General features: G+C 65.9%; 25 protein-coding genes. 10 read left to right on the top strand and 15 right to left on the bottom strand.

The features are described from left to right. The coding region (locus tag QOC76_RS21030) for an MFS transporter (protein ID WP_526359981.1) at positions 1-854 on the top strand (854 nt) is incomplete at its 5' end. Here QOC76_RS21030 and QOC76_RS21025 read toward each other — a convergent pair. The 4 genes from QOC76_RS21025 to QOC76_RS21010 all read right to left on the bottom strand — a co-directional run bounded on the left by QOC76_RS21025 (position 851) and on the right by QOC76_RS21010 (position 4,364). Next, positions 851-1,588, bottom strand: coding sequence for a CPBP family intramembrane glutamic endopeptidase (locus QOC76_RS21025; RefSeq protein ID WP_526359979.1), 738 nt, complete (start codon positions 1,586-1,588; stop codon positions 851-853). The two genes, QOC76_RS21030 and QOC76_RS21025, sit on opposite strands and share 4 nt — an antisense overlap. Then, on the bottom strand, positions 1,585-2,727 hold the full coding sequence (locus QOC76_RS21020) for an NAD(P)H-binding protein (protein WP_526359977.1): 1,143 nt from the start codon (positions 2,725-2,727) through the stop codon (positions 1,585-1,587). The genes QOC76_RS21025 and QOC76_RS21020 overlap by 4 nt, the downstream gene beginning before the upstream one ends. Before the next feature lie 41 nt (positions 2,728-2,768). Continuing rightward, positions 2,769-3,293: a gamma carbonic anhydrase family protein gene (locus QOC76_RS21015; RefSeq protein WP_526359975.1), complete on the bottom strand. Its 525-nt coding sequence runs from the start codon at positions 3,291-3,293 to the stop codon at positions 2,769-2,771. A 114-nt stretch (positions 3,294-3,407) separates the two neighbouring features. Next, entirely contained in the window at positions 3,408-4,364 is a 957-nt protein-coding gene (locus QOC76_RS21010; RefSeq protein WP_526359987.1) for a GlxA family transcriptional regulator, read from the bottom strand. Positions 4,365-4,447: 83 nt separating this feature from the next. On the opposite strand from QOC76_RS21010, the gene QOC76_RS21005 reads away from it, so the two are divergent. Together QOC76_RS21005 and QOC76_RS21000 are read left to right on the top strand one after the other, a co-directional pair. After that, entirely contained in the window at positions 4,448-5,728 is a 1,281-nt protein-coding gene (locus QOC76_RS21005) for an MFS transporter (protein ID WP_526359973.1), read from the top strand. A gap of 79 nt (positions 5,729-5,807) precedes the next feature. Next, positions 5,808-6,524: a fasciclin domain-containing protein gene (locus QOC76_RS21000; protein WP_526359971.1), complete on the top strand. Its 717-nt coding sequence runs from the start codon at positions 5,808-5,810 to the stop codon at positions 6,522-6,524. Positions 6,525-6,535: 11 nt separating this feature from the next. Here the strand turns inward: QOC76_RS21000 and QOC76_RS20995 are convergent, their stop codons facing one another. After that, positions 6,536-7,330: an enoyl-CoA hydratase/isomerase family protein gene (locus tag QOC76_RS20995; RefSeq protein ID WP_526359969.1), complete on the bottom strand. Its 795-nt coding sequence runs from the start codon at positions 7,328-7,330 to the stop codon at positions 6,536-6,538. Then, a complete protein-coding gene (locus QOC76_RS20990; protein ID WP_526359967.1) occupies positions 7,327-8,472 on the bottom strand; it encodes a thiolase family protein in 1,146 nt (381 codons plus the stop codon). Before QOC76_RS20990 ends, QOC76_RS20995 begins: the two co-directional genes overlap by 4 nt. Positions 8,473-8,625: 153 nt before the next feature. On the opposite strand from QOC76_RS20990, the gene QOC76_RS20985 reads away from it, so the two are divergent. Then, on the top strand, positions 8,626-9,234 hold the full coding sequence (locus tag QOC76_RS20985) for a DUF305 domain-containing protein (RefSeq protein ID WP_526359965.1): 609 nt from the start codon (positions 8,626-8,628) through the stop codon (positions 9,232-9,234). A 10-nt stretch (positions 9,235-9,244) separates the two neighbouring features. On the opposite strand, the gene QOC76_RS20980 is transcribed toward QOC76_RS20985, so the two are convergent. Next, a complete protein-coding gene (locus tag QOC76_RS20980; RefSeq protein WP_526359963.1) occupies positions 9,245-11,002 on the bottom strand; it encodes a DUF3556 domain-containing protein in 1,758 nt (585 codons plus the stop codon). Between the two features lie 62 nt (positions 11,003-11,064). Further along, entirely contained in the window at positions 11,065-11,829 is a 765-nt protein-coding gene (locus QOC76_RS20975; protein ID WP_526359961.1) for an SDR family NAD(P)-dependent oxidoreductase, read from the bottom strand. 25 nt (positions 11,830-11,854) lie between these two features. Between QOC76_RS20975 and QOC76_RS20970 the strand changes: the two genes are divergently transcribed. Beyond that, positions 11,855-12,460 (top strand): TetR/AcrR family transcriptional regulator, encoded by a 606-nt coding sequence (locus tag QOC76_RS20970; RefSeq protein ID WP_526359959.1) that lies wholly within the window; start codon positions 11,855-11,857, stop codon positions 12,458-12,460. Between the two features lie 69 nt (positions 12,461-12,529). Here the strand turns inward: QOC76_RS20970 and QOC76_RS20965 are convergent, their stop codons facing one another. From QOC76_RS20965 to QOC76_RS20950, 4 genes are read right to left on the bottom strand one after another with little or no spacing between them, the layout of a single operon-like run. Beyond that, positions 12,530-13,792, bottom strand: coding sequence for a WS/DGAT domain-containing protein (locus QOC76_RS20965; protein WP_526359957.1), 1,263 nt, complete (start codon positions 13,790-13,792; stop codon positions 12,530-12,532). Positions 13,793-13,802: 10 nt separating this feature from the next. Then, positions 13,803-14,708 (bottom strand): alpha/beta fold hydrolase, encoded by a 906-nt coding sequence (locus QOC76_RS20960; RefSeq protein ID WP_526359955.1) that lies wholly within the window; start codon positions 14,706-14,708, stop codon positions 13,803-13,805. Positions 14,709-14,721: 13 nt separating this feature from the next. Beyond that, a complete protein-coding gene (locus QOC76_RS20955; protein ID WP_526359953.1) occupies positions 14,722-15,399 on the bottom strand; it encodes a hypothetical protein in 678 nt (225 codons plus the stop codon). Next, positions 15,396-16,079: an Rv1363c family protein gene (locus tag QOC76_RS20950; protein WP_526359951.1), complete on the bottom strand. Its 684-nt coding sequence runs from the start codon at positions 16,077-16,079 to the stop codon at positions 15,396-15,398. Before QOC76_RS20950 ends, QOC76_RS20955 begins: the two co-directional genes overlap by 4 nt. A 185-nt stretch (positions 16,080-16,264) precedes the next feature. Here QOC76_RS20950 and QOC76_RS20945 point away from each other — a divergent pair, with 185 nt between their 5' ends. From QOC76_RS20945 to QOC76_RS20935, 3 genes are all read left to right on the top strand, one after another. Beyond that, on the top strand, positions 16,265-17,086 hold the full coding sequence (locus QOC76_RS20945) for an SDR family NAD(P)-dependent oxidoreductase (RefSeq protein WP_526359949.1): 822 nt from the start codon (positions 16,265-16,267) through the stop codon (positions 17,084-17,086). Beyond that, on the top strand, positions 17,083-17,538 hold the full coding sequence (locus QOC76_RS20940; RefSeq protein ID WP_526359947.1) for a Zn-ribbon domain-containing OB-fold protein: 456 nt from the start codon (positions 17,083-17,085) through the stop codon (positions 17,536-17,538). Before QOC76_RS20945 ends, QOC76_RS20940 begins: the two co-directional genes overlap by 4 nt. A gap of 98 nt (positions 17,539-17,636) precedes the next feature. Further along, entirely contained in the window at positions 17,637-18,758 is a 1,122-nt protein-coding gene (locus QOC76_RS20935; RefSeq protein ID WP_526359945.1) for a phosphotransferase, read from the top strand. A gap of 26 nt (positions 18,759-18,784) precedes the next feature. Here QOC76_RS20935 and QOC76_RS20930 read toward each other — a convergent pair whose 3' ends face one another. Together QOC76_RS20930 and QOC76_RS20925 are read right to left on the bottom strand one after the other, a co-directional pair. Beyond that, positions 18,785-19,789 carry a DUF7064 domain-containing protein gene (locus tag QOC76_RS20930; RefSeq protein WP_526359943.1) on the bottom strand — a complete coding sequence of 335 codons (1,005 nt, stop codon included), beginning with the start codon at positions 19,787-19,789 and terminating at the stop codon, positions 18,785-18,787. A 12-nt stretch (positions 19,790-19,801) separates the two neighbouring features. Beyond that, positions 19,802-21,415, bottom strand: coding sequence for a PEP-utilizing enzyme (locus QOC76_RS20925; protein ID WP_526359941.1), 1,614 nt, complete (start codon positions 21,413-21,415; stop codon positions 19,802-19,804). Between the two features lie 282 nt (positions 21,416-21,697). Between QOC76_RS20925 and QOC76_RS20920 the strand changes: the two genes are divergently transcribed. Beyond that, complete coding sequence (locus tag QOC76_RS20920) at positions 21,698-23,284, top strand: pyruvate, phosphate dikinase (RefSeq protein ID WP_526359985.1); 1,587 nt, start codon at positions 21,698-21,700, stop codon at positions 23,282-23,284. Continuing rightward, positions 23,277-23,882: a winged helix DNA-binding protein gene (locus QOC76_RS20915; RefSeq protein WP_526359939.1), complete on the top strand. Its 606-nt coding sequence runs from the start codon at positions 23,277-23,279 to the stop codon at positions 23,880-23,882. Before QOC76_RS20920 ends, QOC76_RS20915 begins: the two co-directional genes overlap by 8 nt. A 69-nt stretch (positions 23,883-23,951) precedes the next feature. Here the strand turns inward: QOC76_RS20915 and QOC76_RS20910 are convergent, their stop codons facing one another. Next, a complete protein-coding gene (locus QOC76_RS20910; RefSeq protein WP_526359937.1) occupies positions 23,952-24,776 on the bottom strand; it encodes a mycofactocin-coupled SDR family oxidoreductase in 825 nt (274 codons plus the stop codon). Between the last annotated feature and the right edge of the window lie 9 nt (positions 24,777-24,785).

Below are 24,785 nucleotides of genomic sequence, written 5' to 3'. Positions count from 1 at the left end.
CCAGGATCCTGCCCGCCGAGCAACTGCTCGCCGCCAACGGCGTCGAAGGTGTGGTCCGGCCGGTCTTCCAGCGCGCCGTCGGCCCTGCCGTCGCGGGTGTGCTGGTGGGTGCGACGGCCCCGGCACTGGGCTCGGTCGCCGTGGCCGGGCTGTTCGCCGTCGGTCTGCTGCTGCTGGTGGCCACCAGACCCGCGATGAAAACGCCTGTCGACGAACCCGATTCCGAGCGGCCGCAGATGTTGCGCGACCTGCGCGACGGCTTCGTCTTCATGCTGCACACCCCGTGGCTGCTGTGGACGCTGCTCTTCGCGAGCATGTTCGTGCTGGTGGTGCTCGGCCCCATCGAGGTGCTGCTGCCGTTCATCGCCAAGGACCGCTTCGCCGACGGCGCCAAGACGTACGGCTTCATCCTGGCGTTCTTCGGGATGGGCGGTGCGCTGGGTGCGCTCGCGGTGTCGTCGAGGCGGCTACCCCGTCGCTACCTGTCGGTGATGATGGCGATGTGGAGCCTCGGCTCCATTCCGTTGGTGATCGTCGGCGTCACGTCGTCGTTCCCGATGATGGCCGTCGCGACATTCGTCATCGGTGTCACCGACGGTGCGGGCATGGTCATTTGGGGCACGTTGCTGCAGCGGCGGGTTCCCACGGAGATGCTCGGCCGGGTGTCGAGCCTGGATTTCTTCGTCTCGCTGGCGTTCATGCCGGTGTCGTTCGCGATCGTCGGCCCGCTGTCCAAGGTCGTCTCGATGGAGACGATCTTCCTGGTGGCCGGTCTGGCGCCCGTCGCGTTTGCAGCCGTCGCCATGCGGGCGGCGGGCATGCGTGCCGACGAAGTGGCCAATCCTTTGCGCTAGACGCCGAAGACCGGCGGGAGTACGAGCACCATGATCAGCCCCCACACCATGTGGGTCAGGATCGGCGCGAGTACTCCGCCGGTGGCCCGGCGCTCGAACGCGCACACCGCGCCCAAGACGAGTGCGGCGAAGGTCAGCATCGGGTTCAGCGTGGACACACCGATGACGATGACGTAGACGACTGTGGAAATGATTGCCGGATGGTGCTTTTCAAGCGCCGAGTAGAGCGCACCGCGGAAGAACAGCTCTTCTGCGAGCCCGTTTATGACGGTGATGAAGACGACCAGCGGCAGGCTGCCCTGGGTGGCGAACGCCAGTACGTCGGCAGCGTAATCCCGCAGCGCCGGCACTTCGCGGGCGATGAAACCGCCCAGGATGAAGACGCCACCGAGCGCGAGGCCGATCACCGTGCCGCTGATAACGGGTCGTTGGTTGCGACCGAAGAACCGCACGTGGCCGAGATGCAGCGGACGCGCAAGGAATGCGCCGAGCACCCATACCCCGGCCAGCGCCAAGGTGAGCCCGTAGAACGAGTCGTCGCCAGGATTGCGAGCAAGCGAATAGCCGAGCAGTGCAGCGCCGACTACCACCACCACGGCGACGATGACGCGCCGTCGCAGCACCACTGCGGGCGGCTCGTGGTAGGGAACGGCGACCCTGGTGAGGTTGTCCTTGACCTCCTGCAGAAAAGGAGGACGCGTGGCCGCTGGTTCGGTGGTGATCGGTTCTGTCATTCCGGCGCCTTCGGTGTGAGGTGGATCAGAGTGTCTAGCCCGGTCCGCAACGCTGCGGCGACGGGTCCTGGTACGGCGTTGAGAAGTCCCAGAACGGGTCTGGCGATCGGCGGCGTGACCGCATTGGCGACTTGCTGAATGCGATGCATGTCGCCGCCGGCCCACACAGGATCGGTGTCGGCGAGGTGATGCGGGTCGGTGAGTTCATTGACCGGCCGAGCGCGCCCGTTCGACAACGACCGCTTGATCGCGTCGTCGATCCCGACCAAACCGCCCGGCGGGTCGGCCACCAGTTCACGCAGGCCGTCGGAGGCTCTCATCGGATGGTCAAGCGACTCAACGAGATCGGCGGCGAGCCCGCCCGGCACCGGCAACACCATCGCGGTCAACATTGACACCACGCTGGTATCCACGCCACGAATCGGCACACTAACCCGCCACTTGCCCGTCGCGCGGCCATATGCGGCCAACAGGTCGCGGTAGGTGGTCGATTCGGGTCCGGAGATGTCGTAGGCACCTGCAGGCACCTGGTCGCCGTCGGCCGCGGCGACCAGGTAAAAGAGGACGTCGTGGATGGAGATCGGGTCCATCGGATTTTCCATCCACACCGGCAGCGGGATCACCACGAAGCGATCCCCGACGTAGCGCAACATTTCGAACGACGTCGACCCCGCCCCGATGATCATCGCCGCGCCCAGCCAGACCACCTCCGGGCCGCCCTCGATGCTGAGCGCGTGCGCGACCTCCGCCCGGCTGGTCAGATGCTCGGACAACTCGCCCTCCTCGGGCACGAAGCCGCCGAGGTAGACGATGCGGCGCACGCCGGCCTTTTTGGCGGCCTCGGCGACGTTGGTCGCGGCCGCGTTGTCGGCTTCCCGGAAGTCGGGCTGGCCGATGCCGTGCACCAGGTAATAGACGACGTCGATCCGTCCCACCTCGGCGAAGGCCGCGCTGGCCGACGCCGGGTCATGCGCATCCATCGCGACCGCCGTGACGTCGTCGTGCCAGCCGAAGTCGCCCAGCCGATCGACCTTGCGTGAGGTGGCGACGACGTCATGGCCCTGGGACAGCAACTCGGTGACGAGCCGGGATCCGACATAGCCGGTCGCCCCGGTCACCAGGATTCGCATTGATTTCACCGTAGGGTCTTACCCGTACTTGGTTGCGCGGAATCGGAGCCTTAGTCCAGCGCGGCGCGGTGCAGGTCGATGAGCCGCTGGTACACCTGCGCGTTGTGGCGGTTGTTTGCGATCTCGGCATCGCTGAGTTCGCGCCGCACGGCCCCGGGAACACCGGTCACCAGTGACCGCGGCGGAATGACGACGCCCTGCGGCACCAGCGCCCCCGCGGCGATCAACGATCCCTCGCCGATACGCGCGCCGTTCAGGATGACCGCGCCCATGCCGATCAATGCGTCGTCCTCGACCTCGCAGCCGTGCAACACGGCGTTGTGGCCGACGCTGACACCCGCGCCCACCTTGACGGGGAACTCCGAGTCGACGTGGATGGTGACGCCGTCCTGGATGTTGGTGCCGAAGCCGATCTCGATGGGTTCGGCCTCGGCCCGCAGCGTCGCGCCGTACCAGACGCTGGCCCTGGCGGCGAGATTCACCTGCCCGATCAGGCACGCGTTGGGCGCGACCCAGCTCTCGGCGTGCAGCTCGGGCGCACGACCGCGGATGGGGATGATCAGCGGCTCGGCCATAGGCACATCGTCGCACCGACCAGTGTCGCCCAAACTCACGTTTGGGCGAGAAAGTTCGAGAGCGCGCCGCCATTTCGTCGATCTCGGCGCAGCGGCGGCCCGATCAATGACCCGTCAGGCGCCCTGATAGACCTTGCGGTAGCGCGACGGGGACATGCCCAAGCCTCGGCGTAGGTGATGTCGCAGATTGCCGCCGGTGCCAAGGCCCGACAGCCGGGCGACCTCGTCGATCGGCATATCCCGCGATTCGAGGAGTTCACGTGCCCGGTCCACGCGTCTGCCGCGAATCCAAGCACCCGGCGACTCGCCGGTCTCCTCGCGGAAGCGACGGTTGAATGTGCGGGCGCTCATCTTCGCGTGCCGGGCCAGCCGCTGCACCGTCAGCTCCTCGTCCAGGTGACCCAGCGCCCAGTCGCGCGTCGGCGCCGTGGAGTAGTGATCCGGCGTCGGTACCTGCCGATCGATGAATTGCGCCTGCCCGCCCTCACGCCACGGCGGCACCACGCAATATCTGGCGACGGCATTGGCCACCTGTACGCCGTGGTCCCGCCGAATGATGTGCAGGCACAAGTCGATTCCGGCCGCCAGACCCGCCGACGTCAGGACGTCGCCGTCATCGACGAACAACACGTTCTCGTCGACGAGCACCTGAGGATGCAACCTGCGCAACGCGTCGGCGAACTTCCAGTGCGTGGTCGCCTGCCGCCCGTCGAGCAACCCGGCCGCCGCGAGAATGAAGGCGCCGGTGCAGATCGACACCAGACGGGTGCCGGGCCGGATCAGCGCCAGCGCGGCCGTCACCTCCGCGGGCAGCACGCCCTCGACGCGGGCAGACGGATACCGCGTGCCGGGGATCACCACGGTGTCGGCCGTGGCCAACGCCTCCGCTCCGGATCTGGGCAGCACGTCGAAGCCCGACGTCGCCGCGACCGGGCCGACGGTCAGCCCGCAGGTGACCACCTCGTATAGGGGGTTGCCATCGGCGCCGGTCGCGCTGGAGAACAGCGTCGGCGCGATCGCGGCATCGAAACCCACCACGGGCGGAAGGAGCAGGACGACGACACGATGCATGAATGACATTTTGGCATGTTTTTGACGTGTGTTGTCATTCTTGCCACTATGCGCGCACCGCGCCGTTGCGACACAGTGCTCTGGTGACGCTCGCCGCCGCCGACAAACACGTGCCCACCACCCGGATCCACTGGGCGTGGGTGGTGGCCGTCGTCAGCTTCATCGCCATCCTCGGAGCCGCGGGTTTCCGCTCGGTTCCCGGCGTGATGATGACTCCACTGCACCACGAGTTCGGCTGGTCGCACGGCGTGGTCGGGCTGGCCATGTCGGTCAACATGACGCTGTTCGGCCTGACGGCCCCCTTCGCGGCCGCACTGATGGACCGGTTCGGTGTGCGCCCGGTGCTCTCGGCGGCGCTGATGCTCATCGCGGCCGGGTCGGCACTGAGCGTGTTCATGACGACCAGCTGGCAGCTCGTTCTGTGGTGGGGCGTGCTGGTCGGCGTCGGGACCGGGTCGATCTCGATGGGCTTCGTGGCGACGGTGGCGACGCGCTGGTTCGAAGCGAGACGCGGCCTGATCACCGGAGTGCTCACCGCAGCCAGCGCGACGGGCCAGTTGATCTTCTTGCCGATCGTCGCCGAGGTCACCACCCGGCACGGCTGGCGCTGGGCTTCGTTGATCGTCGCCGCGGCGGCCGTCGCGGTGGTGCCGCTTGTTGCGGTGTTCATGCGAAATCACCCGCAGGACAGGGGGCTAACGGCTTACGGGGCGACCGTAGCCGCTTCGCCCTCCGCGGTACCCGCCTCGAGCTTCCGCGCCGCGTTCGACGGACTGCTGCTGGGCGCCAGGGTGCCCGCGTTCTGGCTGCTGGCCGCCAGCTTCGCGATCTGCGGTATGACGACCAACGGGCTGATCGGCACGCACTTCATCCCGGCAGCCAACGACCACGGCATGCCGACGACTGTCGCGGCCGGCCTGTTGGCGACGATCGGCATCCTGGACGTCGCGGGCACGGTGTTCTCCGGTTGGCTCACCGACCGGGTGGATCCGCGACTGCTGCTTGTCGTCTACTACACGGGCCGCGGCGTTTCACTGCTGCTGCTGCCGTCGCTGCTCTCACCGCATGCCGAATTCAGCACGTGGGTGTTCGTCATCTTCTACGGGCTGGACTGGGTGGCGACCGTCCCGCCGACGATCGTGCTGTGCCGCAATTACTTCGGCATGAGTACGCCGGTGGTCTTCGGCTGGGTCTTCGCGTCGCACCAACTCGGCGCGGCGATCGCGGCGGCGGGCGCAGGCAGATTGCGTGACCTGCAGGGCGATTACGACCTCGCCTTCCACCTCGCCGCAGGTCTCTGCATCGTTGCAGCAGCACTCTGTGCGAATGTTCGCAAAGCGCAGGTCAGCGCGCCTACGGCATGAGATCACGCTGATCTTGACTTTGGCATTGGCTCATCACTGCCCCTAACATGCCTAGCAACTGACGAGCTGAGGAGCCGAAGTGAAGACTCGCACCCGCAACGCAATGGGCGCAGCGGCGGCAACGGCCGCGATCGTGGCATCGGTACCGCTGTCGATCAACGCGTACGCCGACCCGACGCCGACGCCGACCCCTGCGGTGGAGATCCCCGACCTGCAGGGCAACTGCGATCCGTTCAAGGCGGCCGTGCCCAATTGGAAGGGGCTGAACGACGTGCCGGTCAGCAAGGCGCTGGCCAGCATCCCCGACATCAGCACCTTCAACTCGGCGGTGTCGGGTGGGCTCAATCCGGCGGTCAACATCACCTCGGTGCTGGACAACGGCCCCTATGTGGTGTTCGCGCCGACCAACGACGCGTTCGCCGCCCTGGAACCCGGCCAGCTCGACGCCTTGAAGGCCGATCCGGCCGCGCTCACCAAGCTGGACTACTACCACGTGTTCCTCGGCCTGCTGGGCCCCGAAGACGTGCACGGGCAGCGTCCCACCCAGCAGGGCGCCGACATCAAGGTCGAGGGCAAGAACGGTGACATCAAGGTCAACGGCACCACGAAGGTGATCTGCGGTGGCATCCAGGCCGAAAACGCCCGCATCTACATCATCGACACGGTGCTGGATCCCGCGAATCCGCCCGAGCCGCTGACCCCTACCGTGAGTGGCTCGTCGTCCACGACGACCACGACCACGTCACCCCTGCCGAATGCCGAGGTCGTGCCCGGGGCAGAGGCGCCCGCCGGATAGCGGCTGGCGCGTTACTTCGCTTTCCAGACGGGCTGGCGCTTCTCGGCGAACGCCAAGGGCCCTTCCTTGGCGTCCTCGGATCGGATCAGTGTCCCGATTTCGCGCATGGTCCTGGACCAGCCGGGTTCGTCTCCGGCGATGACGCCGTCGTCGACGCCCATCGCCACCCGCTTGCTCGCCCAGACGGCCAGCGGCGCGTTGACGGTGATCCGTTCGGCCAGCGCCAGCGCGGCGTCGACCGCGGTGCCGTCGGGCACGACTTGATTGATCAGGCCCCACTTGAGCGCGTCCGCCGAACTCATCGGTTCACCGGTGAGGATCAGCTCCATCGCAACCTTGCGCGGCAAGTGGTCGACGATGCGGAAAACGCCACCGGCCGCGGCGATGAGTCCGCGCTTGACCTCGGGCAGCCCGAACTTCGCACGTTCCTCGGCCACCACCAGATCGCTGGCGAGGGCCAGTTCGGAGCCGCCGCCCAGCGCCGTGCCGTTGACCGCCGCGATGGTCGGCTTGTCGATGTAGTGGTGGACGTAGCCCGCAAAACCCCACTCGCCATGTTCGGGGTGGAACAGGTTCTCGCGTCGCGATATGGCCTTGAGATCGGCTCCGGCGCAGAAGGATTTACCCGCGCCGGTGATGACCACAGCGCGCACCTCGGCGTCGTCCTGCGCTTCCTGCAGCGCGTCACCGACCGCGGTGCTCAGCGCGCTGTTGACGGCGTTGCGGGCCTCGGGCCGGTTCAGCGTGATGACGAGGACGTTGCCCCGCCGCTCGGTGAGAGCGGCGGGAGCCACGGTTTCCGTCACAACAGTTCGATGATGGTGGCGTTGGCCTGGCCGCCGCCCTCGCACATGGTCTGCAGACCGTACTGAATTCCCTTGTCCCGCATGTGGTACAGCATGGTCGTCATGATGCGGGCGCCCGATCCGCCGAGCGGGTGGCCGAGTGCGATCGCACCGCCGTTCGGGTTGAGCTTCTTCTCGTCGGCGCCGATATCCTTCAGCCACGCCAGCGGCACCGGCGCGAAGGCCTCGTTGACCTCGAATACGCCGATCTCCTCGAGCCTCAGGCCGGACTTCTTCAGCGCCTTCTGCGTGGCGGGAATCGGAGCCGTCAGCATGATCACCGGATCGGCGCCCGCGAGGGTGGCCGTGTGCACCCTGGCAAGAGGCTTGAGCCCCAACGACTTCGCCTTCTCCGCCGACATGAACAGTAGCGCGGCCGAGCCGTCGGAGATCTGCGAGGAGTTCCCGGCATGGATGACGCCGTCCTCCTTGAACGCAGGCTTGAGCGTGGCCATTTTCTCGATGGTGGTGCCGCGACGGATGCCCTCGTCCTTGAGCACCGGATTGCCGTCCTGGTCCTTGATCGCCACGATCTGATCATCGAACGCGCCGGAATCCTGTGCCGCGGCGGCCTTCTCGTGAGAACCGAGGGAGAACTCGTCGACCGCCGTGCGATCGAAGCCCCACTGCTCGGCGATCATCTCGGCGCCGATGCCCTGGTTCGGCGTCGTCTTGTACCGGTCCTTGAAACCCTGCGGGTACGGGTTGCCGCCGCCGGCCAGCGATGCGCCCATCGGCGTGCGCGACATCGACTCGACGCCGCCGGCGACCACGGCGTCGTAGTGCCCTGCCACCACACCGGCTGCGGCGAAGTGGATCGACTGCTGGCTCGAACCGCACTGGCGGTCGATGGTCACACCGGCCACGCTCTCCGGCCAGCCCGCGGTCAGCAGCGCGGTGCGGCCGATGTCGAGCGCCTGCTCGCCCGCCTGCATGACACAGCCCCAGATGACGTCGTCGACGATGCCGGGATCGATGCCGGTGCGCTCGGCGAGACCGTTGAGGACCTGAGCCGAAAGCTCCGCCGGGTGCACCCCCGACAGTCCACCATTGCGCTTGCCGACGGGTGACCGCACTGCCTCGACGATGACGGCTTCAGCCATGACACTTCTCCTTCGAAAATTTGGTGGGTTCTCCCACAGAGGTCCATTATCGAACGTAGAGGAACAAGGTTTACTAGGTCAACCTACTGGTTGGTAGGTCACAGGGCGCACCAGCGTGGTCTCGGCCAGGACCGTGCTCGGTACGGTGACGTCATGACAACCACCCTGACCCGGGCGGCGGCGCTGCTGACCTGTTTGGTAACCGTCTTGTTCCTGTCCGCCTGCGCGAAGTCGGCACCGGCCGGCGACGCCGGCACCACGCAGGACCAGCGGCCCGTGATCACCGGGAAGCCCGCCGACCACAACGCCGCCGATATCGCGTTCGCGTCAGACATGATTCCGCATCACCAACAGGCCGTTGACATGTCAGCTCTCGTCCCAGACCGCTCGGCCGACGGCGACGTGCAGAAGCTGGCCTCTGACATATCGGCCGCACAGACGCCCGAGATCCAGACCTTCAAGGTCCTGCTGGTGCAGTGGGATGAGAACCCGGACCTGAACACCGGTAGCGGGAAGGGCGGCCAGAGCGGAATGCATGGCATGGTCGACGAGGCCACAATGGCCCGACTCACTTCCTTGGAGGGCGCTGAGTTCGACCAGCTGTGGCTGCAGTCGATGATCGGGCATCACCAGGGGGCCATCGAGATGGCGAAGACGGAAATAGCCAACGGCGCCAACGTGGACGCCAAGAGCATTGCCCAGAATATTGTCACCACGCAGCAGGCCGAGATCGACCAGATGAACCAACTGCTCGGAGGCTGAATCCAAGGAGTCAGGTCTGCGGCGCTTTGATTTGACCACCGGCCGACCAGGTGACGTTCACGGGAATGTCGTCGGACCACGGCTGACCCGTCACCATGTCGGCGACGTTCACATAACCCCGCTCGAATTCCCCTGTCGCGGCATCGACCAGGCGATATTCCTGGCGTTGCCGGTGGAACGGTTGCGCATCGAGCAGGATGACGCGCACCTCGTCCGGCTCGAAGTGGCAACGCTCCTGCATCGCTGTGATCAGTTGCTCGTTGTGCATGTGGCCGTCGCCGAAGTTCCAGCCGACAGCGGTGCTGCACAGCCGCTCTCCCTCGGTGATCAGATAATCGTCCTGATTGCGCCCCGCCAACGCGTGATGCACGAGGGTCAGCAGGGCTTTACCGTGAGAGTTGAACCCGCGGAAGGCATATCCCTTGTACAGGAAGATCAGCGCCTGCTCCTCGCTGCCGTAGAACTTCGCGAGCTGGGAGGCGGGCATGCTGGCGATCGAAACCAAACCACGCTCGATCTTTTCGTTGGCCGACGGCTTGATGCACCACCACGTGGTGTCCCAGTTGCCTGCGTAATACCGCATGCCGGGCAGGAACGAGATCTTGCGCGGGAAAAAATTGCCGAGCACCACGACGGTGGCGAGAACGGCGAACAGCAACACGGGAAGCGGCGTGGTCATGTCGGTCAGGCCCACTTCGGCGTGACCGACGAATAACGCGATCACCGAAAACATCATGAAGACGTTCCACTCCAACGGCACCCCCATCGGGATAGCCGACAGGATGCCGAAGTGGAAGCAGACCATGACAAAAGCGGCGATCGCCGTCGGCCAGCCGCCGTGGGAGAACAGCAGCACCAACGGCACCAGCATCTCGATCGCGGTGCTGAAATGGGCGATGTACCGCGAGACCCGGCCCGGCCGCAGATCGTCGGGAAATTTCTCGAAGAACTTGCGCTTCAGCCACTTCGTTCGGACCAGCGGATTGTTGGACATCATCGTCGAGATCACGAACGGGAAGTGCTTGTTGAGCTTCGACGTCGCGGCACCCATCCAGATCGCGACGCATACCAGCTTGGCGGCGATGATCAGGTCGACTCCGTAGCCGGCCAAAAGAAAGGCGACGGTGAACGAGCCGTACACCTCCCCGCGCGCGGCCAGGAAGATCACCTTGTCCCGCAGGCCGAGCACCGCCAGCAGACCGAGGATGGTCCAGATCTGCCAGGGCGGCAGCACACCGACGGTCGTGCCGAGTGCGGGAATCGGACCCGTGCCATCAGAGAACAGCGCGATGAGCAACACCACCAGCAGCGCTCCGTACAGCGCCGCATCCACGGGCGTCCGCGCGGTGCCCTTCGTCAGGGGCACCCGATCCGGCCACGGTGGCAATCGAATCGTGCTGGGTCGCAACCAGTAGAGGATCGACCCCAGCGGCGGAAAGAAACGGTTGTTCAGCGGTCCGAACCCGCACCCGAGCCCGATCACCTCGAACAACATGGTGTAGAGCACGACCTTCTCGAAGACGATCGGCTCGGTCCACCACTGCCCCACGTTGGTAAAGCCGTCGACGCCTTGAGTCGCCAGCGCGAACAGCCACCCGCCGAGGATGTAGAGCAGGATCTTGAAGACGTAGAACAGATGCATGACCACGGGCGTGCCGAAGCCGACCTCGGCCCAGTGTTCGGCCATCGGCCGGATCTTCTCGGAGCGCGTGCCCTTGCTCCACTCGGCGAAGTCGACGACGGGCAGGTCGGGCTTCAGGAATCCCATGGCCACACAGACTAGAACGTGTTCTAGCCCGATGGCAGCCCTTTGTCGCGTCGGATCCGACGCTAGACCGCGGACCACCCTCCGTCGACGCTGAGAATGGCGCCGTGAATGTTGGTTGCGTCGTCGCTGGCCAGGAATAGGACCGCAGATGCGACCTCTTCCGGAGTGCTCATCCGGCGCGACGGAATGCGCGCCAGCGCCGGCGCCACATGATCGGCGAACTCTTGTTGACGTTCGGTCGATATCGGCCCGGGGGCCACGGCGTTGACCCGGACACCGGACGGTCCGTACTCGGCCGCCCAGGAGCGGGTAAACGAATGGATCGCCGCCTTGTTGGCCTCATAGATCGCCGAACCGTCGCTTCCGCGGAGTCCGGTGATCGAGCCGATGTTCACGATCGCGCCGTGACCGCGGCGCGCCATGTCGGGCGCGATGAGGCCGGCCAACAGGAACGGTGCAAAGACGTTGACCCCGAAGGCATCACGCAGCGTCTTCTCGGAGATGTCGCCGGTCGGCGTCGGCATCAGCAACATGGCGGCGTTGTTGACCAGAATGTCGATGCGTCCGCCTGCCACTGCGGTGGCCTGCTCGGCGAGACGCCTCACCTCTGCATCCCCGGCGCCGATATCGGCGGCAACGAATTCGGCTCTGTCGCCGCGTGATCGGATGCCGGCAACCACATCGTCCCCGCGTTCCTTGTCACGACCACTGACGACGACGAAGGCTCCTTCGGCAGCGAGGGCGGAGGCGATGGCCACCCCGAGGCCGCCGGTGGATCCGGTGACGAGTGCTGTTCGGCCCGCGAGCCGGGTAATGTTTGGACTCATGAGTCCATATGGTGCGCCGGCAAAAATGGACCCGCAAGTCCACAATCTGACGGCGAAGGGCCAGGCCACTCGACAACGCATCATCGAAGGCGCGGCGGCCGAAATCCGAGCGAGCGGTGTGCAGAACGCCACCCTGGACGACGTCCTGGCGCGTACCCGTACATCCAAGAGCCAACTGTTTCACTACTTCCCGGGCGGCAAGGAGAAACTGCTGCTGGCCGTCGCCGAGTACGAGGCGCAGATGGTCCTCGACGACCAGCAGCCATATCTCGGCGAGTTGACGTCATGGGCGGCGTGGCAGCGGTGGCGTGACGCCGTGGTGAATCGCTACCGGCGGCAGGGGCAGCACTGCCCGCTGGCGGTCTTGATGTCAGAGATCGGCCGAACCACCCCAGGTGCGCAGGCAGTGACGTCGGAGCTGATGCACAAGTGGCACACCGAGATCGCCGACGGCGTGCGGCATATGCAGGGACAGGGCAAAGTCGCCGGCGGGCTCGACGCCGAGCGGATGGCCGCCGCGCTGCTCGCCGGGATCCAGGGCGGTGTCGGCGTGTTGCTGGCGACGGGGGACCTCAGTTACCTCGAGGCCGCCCTGGACGTCGGGATCGAGTCCCTTCGTTACGCGGACTAAATTCGCCCACCGTCGATGGCCGCCCTTAAGGACGTCGTCGCCGTCAACCGGGCGGATCGGACACGGCACTCATCCTGACAGTGCGGCGTCGAGTCGGGCGACGTATTCGTCGATGTCACCGATTGCAGACTCGGCGGCATACACGCTGACGGCGACGGTGTCCCCGATGCCGTGCACGCCGTGGGTGAGGCCCATCATCGGCGACAGCGCGGGGTAGCCGGCGGTGACGACCACGGGCACTTCTCCGAAGCTCAGGTCGGTAGGTCCCCGGTTGACGCTGGAGACGACCGTGTTGCCGATCACCGTCGACGACCGCACGGCCGGGTCGAACTGCTCGACGCCCAAACGCAGCAGCGGTGCGGGCGTGACCGCGAACGCCCGGCTGGCAGCACGCATCGCCGGATGCTGGGCCCGCCGACGGCGGTCAGCGATGTCGTCGGCGATCCGCGTCGCGCGCTCGTTGAGACCCAGCTCCGGGTAAAGGCCGACGCCGACATTGCCGAAGTGGTTATGCGCCTCACGTGCGCTGGTTTTCGCCATCGGCACCTCGGCGCCCAGAGTCGACGGGTCGTCGCCCAGTTCGCGCAGATGAACGGACAACGCCGTGGACACCGCGCACAGCACACCGATCGTCACGGTCGGACCGGGCAGTTGGTTCCGTCGCCGTATCAGGGTACGCACGCTTCGCTTTCCGGCCGGTGGGGCATTAGTCCGCAGCGGTGGACGCGACCTCGCCTGCGCGGGCACCAGAGCCGCTTCGGTGTCGCGGACCAGCTGTCGGTGCGTCCGTGCAGCGACCAAGGTGCGCCACGGCAGTTTGACACCGCGCAGTCGCGGCGTCGCCACCGGCGCGATGTCGCCCGCGCGCCCGAACAGACGCGCCGCCATCGCCGATGACCTGGCCCCGTCGGCGCACGCGTGCGAGATCTGCAGGACGGCCACAGTCCCAGCGCCCCGGGCGACGGGTATGCCTTCCACCGGGGTGAAGAAATGTAGCCGCCATGGCACCACCCGCGGATCGAGATGGTCGTCGGCCAGTTTGGCGACCGCCGCCAGGCACCCCACCCAGCTGTTGTCGTCGAGTTCATGCACCGTGAACCGGTCGGCATCCACGTCGCCGCTCACCCACTCCGGATAGGTGAAGACGTTGCCGTCGCGAACCCGCAGCCGAAGCTCCGCGCAGTCATTGGCCCGGCAGCGAACGACTTCGATTGCCTGCTCGAGATTGGCTGGGACTCCGGCGAACCCGTACAGCAGGAGCGGGTCGTTGGGAATCTTCGCCGACAACAAGTAGGTCTGCGCATCGACCGCCGCCAGCCGGCGCACCGTCATCTGTTTCCCGTCAGGCTTGCCCGATGAAGCCGACGATGTGTCGCGCCACCACATCCGGCTGCTCGAGTTGGAGGAAATGACCCGCACCCTCGATCACAGAGGCGTCACCTCCGGACGGAAGTATCCGCTCGACCCAGGCGATGTAATCCGGTGCCATGCAGCCGTCGTCGTCGCCGTGCAGATACAGAAAGGGCATCAAAGGCGGCTTCATGAACAGCGGGTGCAGGTCCGCGTACTCGGCAGGCGGCTCGGTGCCGCGAAAGTTCTGCCGGTACATGCTTATCGCGGCGAGCCAGTTCTCCGGTGCGCCGATCGCATCCTCGACAAGAGCGACGTCGTCGTCGGCCTGGTCATAACCGGGCGACCATTGCCGCCACAACATCGGCACCACGCGGGACGCGGAAAGCTCAGGAAGCCAGGGCAACTGGAAGTACATGATGTACCAGCTGCGTAGCAGCTGCCGGGGAATCTGCGCCACCAGCCTGAGTTGATCGGGCGCTCGACCCCACGGTTGATACGCCGTGAACGGCGGCACCGACATGATCACCGACGCGGCGAACGGGCTGTCCGGCATCGCGGCCAACCCGGCGGCCGTCGCCGCGCCCCAGTCGTGGCCGACGACCACATCGCGTCCGGTCGGGCCGACCGCATCCAGCACCTGCAGCGCGTCGTTCATCAGCGTGCCGACGTGATAGCTGCCGTCCGCAGGAATCGACGACGGTGCGTAACCCCGCATGAACGGAGCCACCACGCGCCAGCCTGCGTCGACAAGTGCCGGTGCGATCTTTCGCCAACCGTAGGCGGTGTCGGGAAATCCGTGCAGGCACAACGCAATCGGCCTATCCGGGCGCCCCCAGGTCAGGGCGCGTAACTGCACCGATGGCGTGGCGACATCAATCCAGTCCGGCTCGCTCACGATTGCGGATTCGTTAGACGGGGTCGAATTTCGAGATTAGCCAGCGGTCGCCGACCTTGTCCAAGGTGATGCGAACGCTAGAGGCGGTGTCGGTAGGCACGCCATTACCGACACTCACGGTTTGGTTGACGAATACAAGGACCACCGCACGGCCGGGATTGGCTGATACCGAGGCCGCTGCGGGCACCTTGGCGACCGCCGAAATCTGCTTCTCTTTCGCTCCCGGAATAACGACGTCGTTCGTCAGTGACGTGTAGGAGTCCCGGAAATCGCCGGTCAGCAGATCACGAGCCGCAACAAGCTGCTTGTCGACGGTATCGGGCTTGTACGACAGCAGAGCCACAGTGCTGTCCTTGGCCGCCTGCACCGACTCGTTGCGGGCGACGTCGCTTCCGCGTACCGCCGAGTCCTGGAACTTCAGGAACGCGGCGCCCAAGGCCAGCAGCAGCGCCAGGGCAGGAAGCACGGCGAAGGCGATCACTCGCCGCGAGTCCACCCGCCGCCGCCTCTTCGCGGGTTCGGCCACGTCCGCGGCTTCGGTCGCATCCGCGGGTTCGTCGGTGGCATCTGTCAGCGTGTCGCTATCCGACTTCTCATCCGACTCGCTGGGCGTCGCATCCTCGGTCGGCTCTTCATCGACCGTCACGGTGGTCTCTTCCTCCGCGGTCTTGTCTTTCGGGGTATCGGTCACGGCACAAACTCCACATTGCTCACCTTGGCTTGGTCACCCATCTTCTGCACCGTGATACGCATCCGCCACGAGCGCGGCTCCTGCTCGGCCGCACCGGCATTGGATGTCTTGACCGTCACCGCGACCAGTACCTGAGCCTCGTCGCCCGATTCCGACTCCACGCCCGCCTCGTTGACGCTGCCGACCGACTTGGACTTCGCCTGCTTGACGACTTGGACGAACGGCGCCGAGCGGTTCTGGAAATCGTCATAGAACGAGCCGGTCGCCGAGTCTAGGATGCGCTGCACGTCGGAGTCGGCGTGTTCCCAGTCGATGGTGGTGAGATTCAGCGCGCCCTGCCTGCCCACCTGGAGAAAGAGATTGCGCTCGTCGGCGGCCTTGCGCGACTCGTAGGCGCGAAAACCCAGCCAACCGGTCAGCGCCGCCAGAGCCACCACCGCCACCAGCCCGAGGATGGTGGCCAGCCGAACGGGCGACATCCTGGGGCGGGCCACCTTGCTTTCGACCTCGTCGGCGTCGTCTGCGTCGAGGTGCTCTGCCTCCTCTGCCTCCTCTGCCTCCACTGCCGTGGACTGCGCCTCGGCGTCGGTCGTCGTGCCGTCGGCCGTCTCAGTGACAGCCGTCTCGGCGTCTGTCGGTTCCTTCGCACCTGCGTCGGGGTCGACGCCGTGTTTAGCCATGCCTTGCTCCTCCGCGGCTCTGCGAGCCAATCGGCCTGTGTATACACCAGCGCATTCGATCCAACGTACGTGGCCCGGCTTGGACGTAGCCGAAGGGCACTGTCAACTGGGCGGCCCGCGCCGGTATTCTGATCAAACCGATAAATAGTTTACGGTTTGATTTTCACCAGCCGGGAGGAGCCCACGTGCGCGTCATCGTGACGGGTGGAAACAGCGGCGTCGGCAAGGCAACAGCAACCGTCATGGCCGCCGCAGGCCACGACGTGGTGATCGCGTGCCGCACGCCGAGCAAGGCACACCAGGCCGCCGCATCGATCACCGGAAACGTCGAGGTCGCGGAGTTGGACCTGGCCGACCTGGCGAGCGTTCGCAAGTTCGCGGATTCGGTGGACTTCGTCGACGTTCTGGTCAACAACGCCGGAGTCCTCGGGCTGCCGCTGACCAGGACGGCCGACGGCTTCGAGGCCCACATGGGCACCAATCACCTTGGCCATTTCGCGCTGACCTGCCTGCTCGGGGATCGGGTACGCGATCGAGTCGTCGCGGTCGCCAGCAGCAACCACGCGTTGGCGAAGATGCACTTCGACGACATCAACTGGCACCGGCGTCGCTACCACCCGTGGTCGGCCTACGGGGAGTCGAAGCTGGCGAATGTGCTCTTCGTGCAGGAACTGGCGCGCCGCGGCCGGACCGCTTACGCGTCCGATCCCGGAATGACAGCCACCGACATCACCCGCGACGGGTCCGGACTGCTGCAGTGGGCCGGCCGGACGTTGTCGCCTCACATCGCCCAGCGTCCCGCCGACGGCGCCCGCTCCACCATTGAGGCGGTGACCACCGATCTGCCCAATGGGACGTACATCGCACCCCGGGGGCTTTTCCACCAGTGGGGCAAGCCGAAGCCGACAAAGCTCGCCGCCAGGGCGCGCGATCCGGAGAGCGCCCGCAGATTGTGGGATCTTTCCGCCGAACTGACCGGTTGTGATTGGCAGGGAGCCGGCGCATGACGACAGATTCCACCTACCGCAGACCCCCGACCCGGCTGGCGCCCACTCCGACACCCGAGTCGATGGCGTTCTGGACCGGCGGGCGCAATGGCAAGCTGCTGATCAATCGCTGCCACGGTTGCGGGCATTTCTTCCATCCGCCGGGGCCGGCGTGCTGGCGCTGCCGAAGCACCGACGTCGCACCGGAGCCGGTGTCGGGCAGGGGCACCGTCGCCGCCTACACCATCAACCGGCAGCCATGGATACCCGGGCTCGACCCTCCGTACATCGTGGCCATGGTCGAGCTCGCCGACGAGCCCGACGTCCGGCTCATCACCAACGTCGTCGGGGTTTCGGGGGATGACATTCGGGTCGGCTTGCCGGTCGAAGTCTTCTTCGAAGACTGGACGGCGATGTCGGGCGAAGAGGACAGCAGGGTATGGCTCCCGTTGTTCCGTCCTTCGCCTGACTGATCGACACCATCCGTCTTCGTACTATCCGGATTGGCTGCGGCGCCGGTGTTACTGTGACAGTCGACTGACATATTCAGCGCAAGTGGACAGGGAAGAGCATGACCGGATTTGCCGCGAACGTGACGCTCAACTCCCCCGCTGATCTGACTCCCGAGATACTGACATCTCTGCTGCGGCGACATCACCCTGATGTCACCGTTACCGATGTCCGACTCCGCAGGTCCTGGCAGGGAACCACCTCTCACTTACACCTCGACGTCGATTACGCCGAACCCGAAAGTGTGCTGCCCCAACAACTGTTTATGAAGACGCAGCTTGGCACCGTGCACGACCTGCCGACAGCCGTAGACGAATCGTTGTCCGAGGGCGGCGGCGGCACGGTGCTCCTGGATGACGAGACGACGTTCTACCGCGACCTGCGCGACGATCTCGACGTCGAAACCATGACCACGTATTTCGCCGAGCACCTCGACGGTCCGTCGCAGTTTCTGATCATCGCGGAGGACATCACGTTGCGCGGCGCAGAAGTGCCCGACGCAGTCGCCGGCTTGTCCGTCGAACAAGTCGACCAGTTGTTGGCGACCCTGAGCCGGACGCACGCCCCGTTCTGGGCCAGTCCACGCTTGAAGGAGGGCGGTGACTTGTCGTGGTTGCAGAACCCCGTCACGGGTCGATTCGCCGACTTCTTGCGCACCAGCGGATTCGCCATAATTCGCGCGTTTCTAGAACTGCCCTATAAACGAGAACTCCTGGAGTCCGCGGGCACCGATATCGACGCGATGGAAGCGGCGTTCTGGGCGCTGCAGGACCGGGTGGCCGTCGAGCCGGTCACGTTGCTTCACGGCGATCCCCACCCCCGAAACACATACGTGCTGCCCGACGGTTCGGTCGGTCTGCTGGACTGGCAACTGGTGCGGCGGGGTTCATGGGTGCACGATGTGGGTTACGCGTTGATCGCAGCATTGCCGCCCGCCTTGCGCCGCGACCACGAACGAGAATTGCTCGACAACTACCGCAGACGACTGATCGACAGCGGGGTCGACGCGCCGCCGGATCGCGAGCAGATGTGGACCGCCTACCGGCGAAGCCCGGCGTGGGGTTTCTGTATGTGGGCCATCACGCCCGACCAGATGTACTCCGTCGAGATCGTGCGCGCGGTGCTCGGCCGCTTCGCCGAGGCATACTCTGATCTCGGCACGGGCGCGCTGCTCACTTCATAGCCTCCCAGAGGAGTTCACCGCCACCGTCATTGCGCGGATGAGACCGTCATCGCCGATCGCTCGAGATAGGCGTGACCCGACTCGCCCGCCCACTGCAGCTCCGCCCAGCTGACCGTGTAGGCCCGCACCGGGTCCGTGACTCCGTAGGGCAAACCGTCCGACATGGACATCCACATCGACGACCGTACGGCGCATGCGATCTCGTGTTCCCTGCCCAGCTCGAAGGAAAAGGTCTCGCCGTGGCGAGCATGTACTGCAGGCGGCGGTACTGAGGTGATATCGACCTGCCGCAGGACGCCGTCCTCGACCAGGTATGCCCCCTCGAGTGTGGTGTGTCCGTCGCGGGCCCAGTACCGACAGAGCCCGAATGCGCGTCCACTGGGCAGCACTGCGCCGGTTATCACGTGTCCGCCCCAGTCCTTGAGGGTGTCGGCACCGCGAGGTCCCCGCGAATGATCGCGCCAGCCAACACCGTTGAAGTCGGTGCTCACCCCGTCGACGACGAGTTGGCCCGTCACCCGGGTGAGTTGTTCGTAATGCTCACGGGCCCAACTCTGCTCCGCCATGCCCTCGCCTGCGGTCGCCGCGTCCCACACGGGGGTCACGCACTCGACGTTGAGGTCCATGCGTACGTGACTCTTGGGCCCGTCGGCGAGCGGGGCGGTCCGCATTTGCTCGTAGGACGAGCGTAAGCAGAAGCCGTCGAACGTTATGCGCCACTTGCGAAACGGTTCCTCGCAGTGAAACTCGAGATTCGCGCCCGCCGGCCGGCGCTCTGGGATTGTGCGGTGATAGGCCCACATGCTGAGTACGCCCTGATCCTGCGGGAGCGCGATGAGAACCCGGTCCTCCCACATCTCCCACTTGTCCGCGACGGTGCCCAGGTGCAGCCACATGCCGACGTCATTGACGGGATCGTACGGAGTGAACAACAAATTCTCGGTCCATGCGGGAATGTCGGGACACTCCTGCACCGTTCGTTCACTGTCCGCACTCAACCCCGAGGACAACTGCCCGATAGTGTTGCTCATCGAAGATTCCTTTTATCCGGTCGAACGGGCCAGTACGGCGACCTCGCCGGTCGAACCATCGACACGCACGACGTCGCCGGTGCGCAGCACCTTGGTGCCGTTGCCGGTCCCGACGACGCAGCTGATGCCGAGTTCCCGCGCCACGATCGCGCCGTGGCTGGCAGGACTGCCGATGTCGGTGACCAGCGCTCCCGCGAGCGACACCAGCGCCGTCCATCCGGGATCAACGAACTTGCACACCAGTACCTCACCGTCGTCGAGGACATCGTCGCCGTCGGCATCGAGCACGACCCGGACCGTACCCTCGACGATGCCGGGCCCGGCGGGCATTCCGCGCACGCCCTGATCGTCCGTGCCTGCGGTGTCGTTCACCTCGATGGGTACGGGCATGCCCACGAAGGACACCGGAATATCCAGTGCCCGGTACTCTTCACGCCGCTGCCTGCGGAACGCGACGAGTTCGCGCGCGTTTTTCGGCAGGGGGCCCCGCAGCTCCGCGGTGGTGAAGTAGAAGGTGTCGTCGACGGAATCGAGCTTGCCTGCCCTGACCAGCTCTCGGCCAAGCGCGCCCGCGGCCGCCCGGGTGCCGTCAATCGCGGTGAGAAACGCGGCCTTGGTGAGCTCCATTGACCGGACCTGAAATCCGGTGAACTGCAGCAGCCCGTGAAGCGCAACCCGGCGAAGCCTTGGCAACCCGGCCAGCAGCTCGGATTCCGCCTGCTTCCGAGCCGCCACCGCGCGCTTCGCACGCGCCAGGGGTCGTTCAGCCTCGGGCCGGTCCGCATGCACCGCAGCGATCCGCTCGACTGCCTCGGGATCCTCCCGCCACGAATGTCCGATGACGTTGCCCTCATTGGGACCGTGAAATCCATGCCGCGCGACGAACTCCGCCACCGAGAGTCGCCCCTGCCCCACAATCCACACGTCATCGGCAAGGCCGGTCTCGATGACACCGCCGTACCCGGCGAGCAACGTCGGCACCAGATCGGCGCGTCCGAGTCGACCAGCGATCGATTCGACTTGAGCGCGAAGGGTGTTCAGGATCATCCGCGTGCGAATGTGGACCCGCATGACCTGGGTGAAACGGCGGACGGAGTCGGCCAGCAGGGCGCTGGGATCCACCGGATCGCCTGGCAGCACCTCGCTACGCCACCAGTCCATCTGATCGTCGTACGCACGCTGGGGCGCCCAGCGCTGCCGTATCGCGGCCAGCGGCGCCTTCACCGCCACGAACGGGATCCGGAGCGGATCGCTCTTGGTTGGGGTGGCATCGGCGCGAACCGAGCCCAACAGGTCGCGCTCGAAGTCGTCGCCGGTGGTGCCGGGTAGCAGGCCGGCCAGCTCGCGGGCGCGATCGACGTTCATCGCCTGCCTGCCGTAGAAGCACGCCGTCGCCCACTGATTCGGATCATTGGGAACAGCGAGCGCGGACCGAGGCAGTACCCCGAAGTCGTAGATGCCCGCGCGACTGGCACGTTCGACCCCACCACCCCAAAGCGACCAGCACAGTGGCGACAGGATGTCCGGGGTGGCCTCGCCGACGTTGGTCAACGTCCACATCCGGTCCGGCTCGCTGCGCCCCCGAATAGGGTCCGTCAAGCCCGCGGGCGTTTCGTCGTCGGCCATTGTCCTCCTGCACCGCGGGTGACAGTTCACTGTCACTCTCGATCCCGATTCTGACATGTCTGGTCAAGCCTCGCGACGCTTCTGGTCGACGGCCCGATCGGTTCTTGGTTGTGACAGTTGCCTGTCATACTGTGCTGGGTCAATGGCCACGTGTCTTCGCCGAAGGCCCGCGCATCGCCATCATCGGTTCCTACCCGAAAGGCCGGCATGAGGTTCACCGTCACCCACGGTTCGACCAACCGCGGCGGCAGTTCGACCGGACCGGACGTGGACCGAACCTCAATTGCGCTGCTCGACGGCAGCTGCCGGTTGTCCCGACAAGAGCTGGGCAACAAGGCCCACGGCATCAACCTCATTCGACGGCTCGGCCTGCCCGTGCCACCTGCGTTCTGCCTCACGACGGATGTGTGCACCGCGTTCCTGAGCGGTGATCAGGGCGCACTGGACCGTGTCTGGCCCGACGTGTTGGACAGCCTCGGGTGGCTGGAGCGCGAGACATCGCGCACCTTCGGCCGCGGTCCGCGTCCGCTACTGCTCAGCGTGCGTTCAGGCGCGGCACAGTCGATGCCCGGCATGCTCGACACCGTGCTCGACCTCGGCATGGACGACGATGTGCAAGACGCGATGGCCTCAAGTGCCACAGCGGGGTTCGCGTCCGACACCCGCGCCCGGTTCGACTCCATGTACCGCCGGATCGTGCTCGGTTCCGACGAGTCGGCGGATATTCCGGACGACCCGTTCAGCCAACTCCGCGGCGCAATCGAAGCGGTGTTCGCCTCGTGGAACAGTCCCCGCGCGACGGCATACCGTGCTCGCCACGGGCTCGACGGTAACGCAGGAACCGCGGTCGTGATCCAAGCGATGGTGTTCGGGAACCTCGGTAGGCACTCCGGAACCGGCGTTCTGTTCAGCCGCAATCCGGTGACGGGCGCCGACGAGCCACTGGGTGAATGGCTGCCGTGCGCGCAGGGTGAGGACGTCGTCTCGGGCACCTACGATTGTCTGCCGCTGGAGGCATTGCGGACCGCGCAACCAGATGTGTACGGCGAGCTCTTGACTGCGGCGACCGAGCTCGAACGTTTCGGCCGCGACGTCCAGGACGTCGAGTTCACCGTCGAAGAAGGTCGACTGTGGCTGTTGCAGACGCGCGTCGCGAAGCGCTCTCCCCAGGCGGCCGTCCGGCTGGCCTTGAAGTTTCGCAGTTTAGGTGTCATCGATGACCTCGAAACCGCGCAAAGGGTAACGCCAGCGCATGTGCGCGCGCTGTTGTCCCCGTCGCTACAACCCGACACCTGCAGCGCCGCCACGCTGTTGGCAAAGGGGATGCCTGCCAGCCCCGGCGTCGCTTTCGGCACGGCTTACACCGACATCGACGATGCAATCGATGCCGCAGACGCGGGTGAGGATGTGATCCTCGTCCGCATCTCGACCAGCCCCGACGACGTCGCGGGAATGCTCGCGGCCAGGGCCGTCGTGACCGAAATCGGGGGCGCCACATCCCACGCTGCGGTCGTAAGTCGCGAACTTGGTCTGCCCGCTGTGGTGGGTTGCGGCGCTGGGGTGGCCGGGGCGCTCGAGGGCCGATCGGTCACTGTCGACGGCGGCGCTGGTGAGGTCTACGACGGAGCGTTGGAAGTGGCGGCGTGGTCGGAACGAGACAGCCCGGAGTTGACCGAGCTGACCGCGATCGCCCTCCGGGTGTCCCCGCTACGGGCGCACACCGCCGGTGCGGATCCAATGCTTTCAGCGACAACCGAAGCTGCAGTGCATGAGGCGGTCAGCGCTGGGCTCACAGACGTCGTCAGCGACGTTCCCCTGATCACGATGCTCACGGCAGTCGCACTCGCAGGAAGGTCTGACGATGGATGAGCTGGCGCTGCTGCAGGCCGTCCGGCTGAAAGGCCGGGTGAGGCCTGCGGGCCTGGCCGCGACTCTCGAGCAGGACGAGGACGTCGTCGACGCCGCGGTTGAGAATTTGGCAGAAGCGGGACTGGTGGTGCGGGGCACGGCGGTGCGGCTGACGCCGGAGGGCAAGGACCGGTTGGCCGAATTACTCGCGGAGGAGCGCAACGGGATCGACGGTCAGGCGATCACGCGGATCTACGACGACTTTCGCACCGTGAACCGGGAATTCAAGGCGTTGGTCTCCGACTGGCAGCTCCGCAACGGCGGGCCGAACGACCATTCGGACGCGGACTATGACGCAGCGGTACTGGGCAGGCTCGAAGGCGTACACGCCGCGATCCTGCCGATTCTGGCCTCCGCCTCTGAGCACCTTCCGCGGCTGGACACGTACTCGGCGAAGCTGTCCACGGCCTTCGTGAAGATCCGGGGCGGCGACCCCACGTGGTTGACCCGGCCGCTCGTCGACTCTTACCACACGGTGTGGTTCGAGCTACACGAGGAACTGATAGGCGGCGCCGGACTGACCCGTGAGGACGAGGCGGGCGCCGGCCACGCGGGATAGCGCGACTGAACACGCAGCGTCGCTGGATATCTGGAACCTCACCCGCCAGTGATCAGCTGGAAGGGTACGTCAGGCGATATTCATACCGGCATCGACCATCAGCGTGCTGCCGGTGTAGTACCGGCCGCTGTCGTTGGCGGCGAGGAACAACACCGTCTCGCTGACGTCTCCCGGCTCGATGAGCTGAACGGGCAGGGAGTTCTTGAAGGCGTTCGCCAGGTGTTCGTGCTTGGCGATCACTTCGAACAATGCCGGGTTGTCAACGATCATCGGCGTCGCAACCCCGGTCGGGGCGATCGCGTTGACGCGAATATTGTTGGGTGCCAACCGCTGTGCATAGGCGCGAACCAGGCCGGTGACGCCGATCTTGGCGGCGGCATAGGCATCGGATCCGCCGGTGCCGTCGGTGAGCGCCCGCAGCCCCGCCATTGAGCTGGTCACGATCATCGCCCCACCGCGATCCGCCTCGATCATGTGCTCGGTGGCGATCTGCATGGTGTTCCACACACCCGTGAGCATCACGCCGATGCCGAGCTCCCACGCCGCCACCGGATCGGGCTCGTCGACACGATTCAGCAGAATGCCCGCGTTGGCGACGACGGTGTCGATGTGGCCGAAATCGGCGACACCGTCGGCGAACGCGGCCGCCAACGCGTCCCGGTCGCGGACGTCGGCCTGTCTTGCGACCATCCGCCTTCCGGTCTTCTCGACCAGGTTCACCGTCTCGTCGAGGTCCTCGGGGGATGCCAGCGAATACAGCACGCCGTCGAGTTGCCTGCAGATGTCAATTCCGACGATGTCGGCACCCTCCTCTGCCAGCCGGACCGCGTGCGAGCGTCCCTGTCCCCGTGCGACTCCCGTGATGAAGGCGACGCGACCATCCATTCTTCCCACGTGCGAGCT

The sequence above is a fragment of the Mycobacterium sp. genome (assembly GCF_032159565.1).
GTDB lineage: Bacteria > Actinomycetota > Actinomycetes > Mycobacteriales > Mycobacteriaceae > Mycobacterium.
This window is presented reverse-complemented; position numbering and strand designations above follow the sequence as displayed.

Coding starts and splice junctions, on each gene's coding strand:
- QOC76_RS21025 (WP_526359979.1), bottom strand. CDS start 1,588: ATGACAGAACCGATCACCACCGAACCAGCGGCCACGCGTCCTCCTTTT.
- QOC76_RS21015 (WP_526359975.1), bottom strand. CDS start 3,293: ATGGCCGAGCCGCTGATCATCCCCATCCGCGGTCGTGCGCCCGAGCTG.
- QOC76_RS21010 (WP_526359987.1), bottom strand. CDS start 4,364: ATGCATCGTGTCGTCGTCCTGCTCCTTCCGCCCGTGGTGGGTTTCGAT.
- QOC76_RS20990 (WP_526359967.1), bottom strand. CDS start 8,472: ATGGCTGAAGCCGTCATCGTCGAGGCAGTGCGGTCACCCGTCGGCAAG.
- QOC76_RS20985 (WP_526359965.1), top strand. CDS start 8,626: ATGACAACCACCCTGACCCGGGCGGCGGCGCTGCTGACCTGTTTGGTA.
- QOC76_RS20980 (WP_526359963.1), bottom strand. CDS start 11,002: ATGGGATTCCTGAAGCCCGACCTGCCCGTCGTCGACTTCGCCGAGTGG.
- QOC76_RS20975 (WP_526359961.1), bottom strand. CDS start 11,829: ATGAGTCCAAACATTACCCGGCTCGCGGGCCGAACAGCACTCGTCACC.
- QOC76_RS20970 (WP_526359959.1), top strand. CDS start 11,855: ATGGACCCGCAAGTCCACAATCTGACGGCGAAGGGCCAGGCCACTCGA.
- QOC76_RS20965 (WP_526359957.1), bottom strand. CDS start 13,792: ATGACGGTGCGCCGGCTGGCGGCGGTCGATGCGCAGACCTACTTGTTG.
- QOC76_RS20950 (WP_526359951.1), bottom strand. CDS start 16,079: ATGGCTAAACACGGCGTCGACCCCGACGCAGGTGCGAAGGAACCGACA.
- QOC76_RS20940 (WP_526359947.1), top strand. CDS start 17,083: ATGACGACAGATTCCACCTACCGCAGACCCCCGACCCGGCTGGCGCCC.
- QOC76_RS20935 (WP_526359945.1), top strand. CDS start 17,637: ATGACCGGATTTGCCGCGAACGTGACGCTCAACTCCCCCGCTGATCTG.
- QOC76_RS20930 (WP_526359943.1), bottom strand. CDS start 19,789: ATGAGCAACACTATCGGGCAGTTGTCCTCGGGGTTGAGTGCGGACAGT.
- QOC76_RS20925 (WP_526359941.1), bottom strand. CDS start 21,415: ATGGCCGACGACGAAACGCCCGCGGGCTTGACGGACCCTATTCGGGGG.
- QOC76_RS20915 (WP_526359939.1), top strand. CDS start 23,277: ATGGATGAGCTGGCGCTGCTGCAGGCCGTCCGGCTGAAAGGCCGGGTG.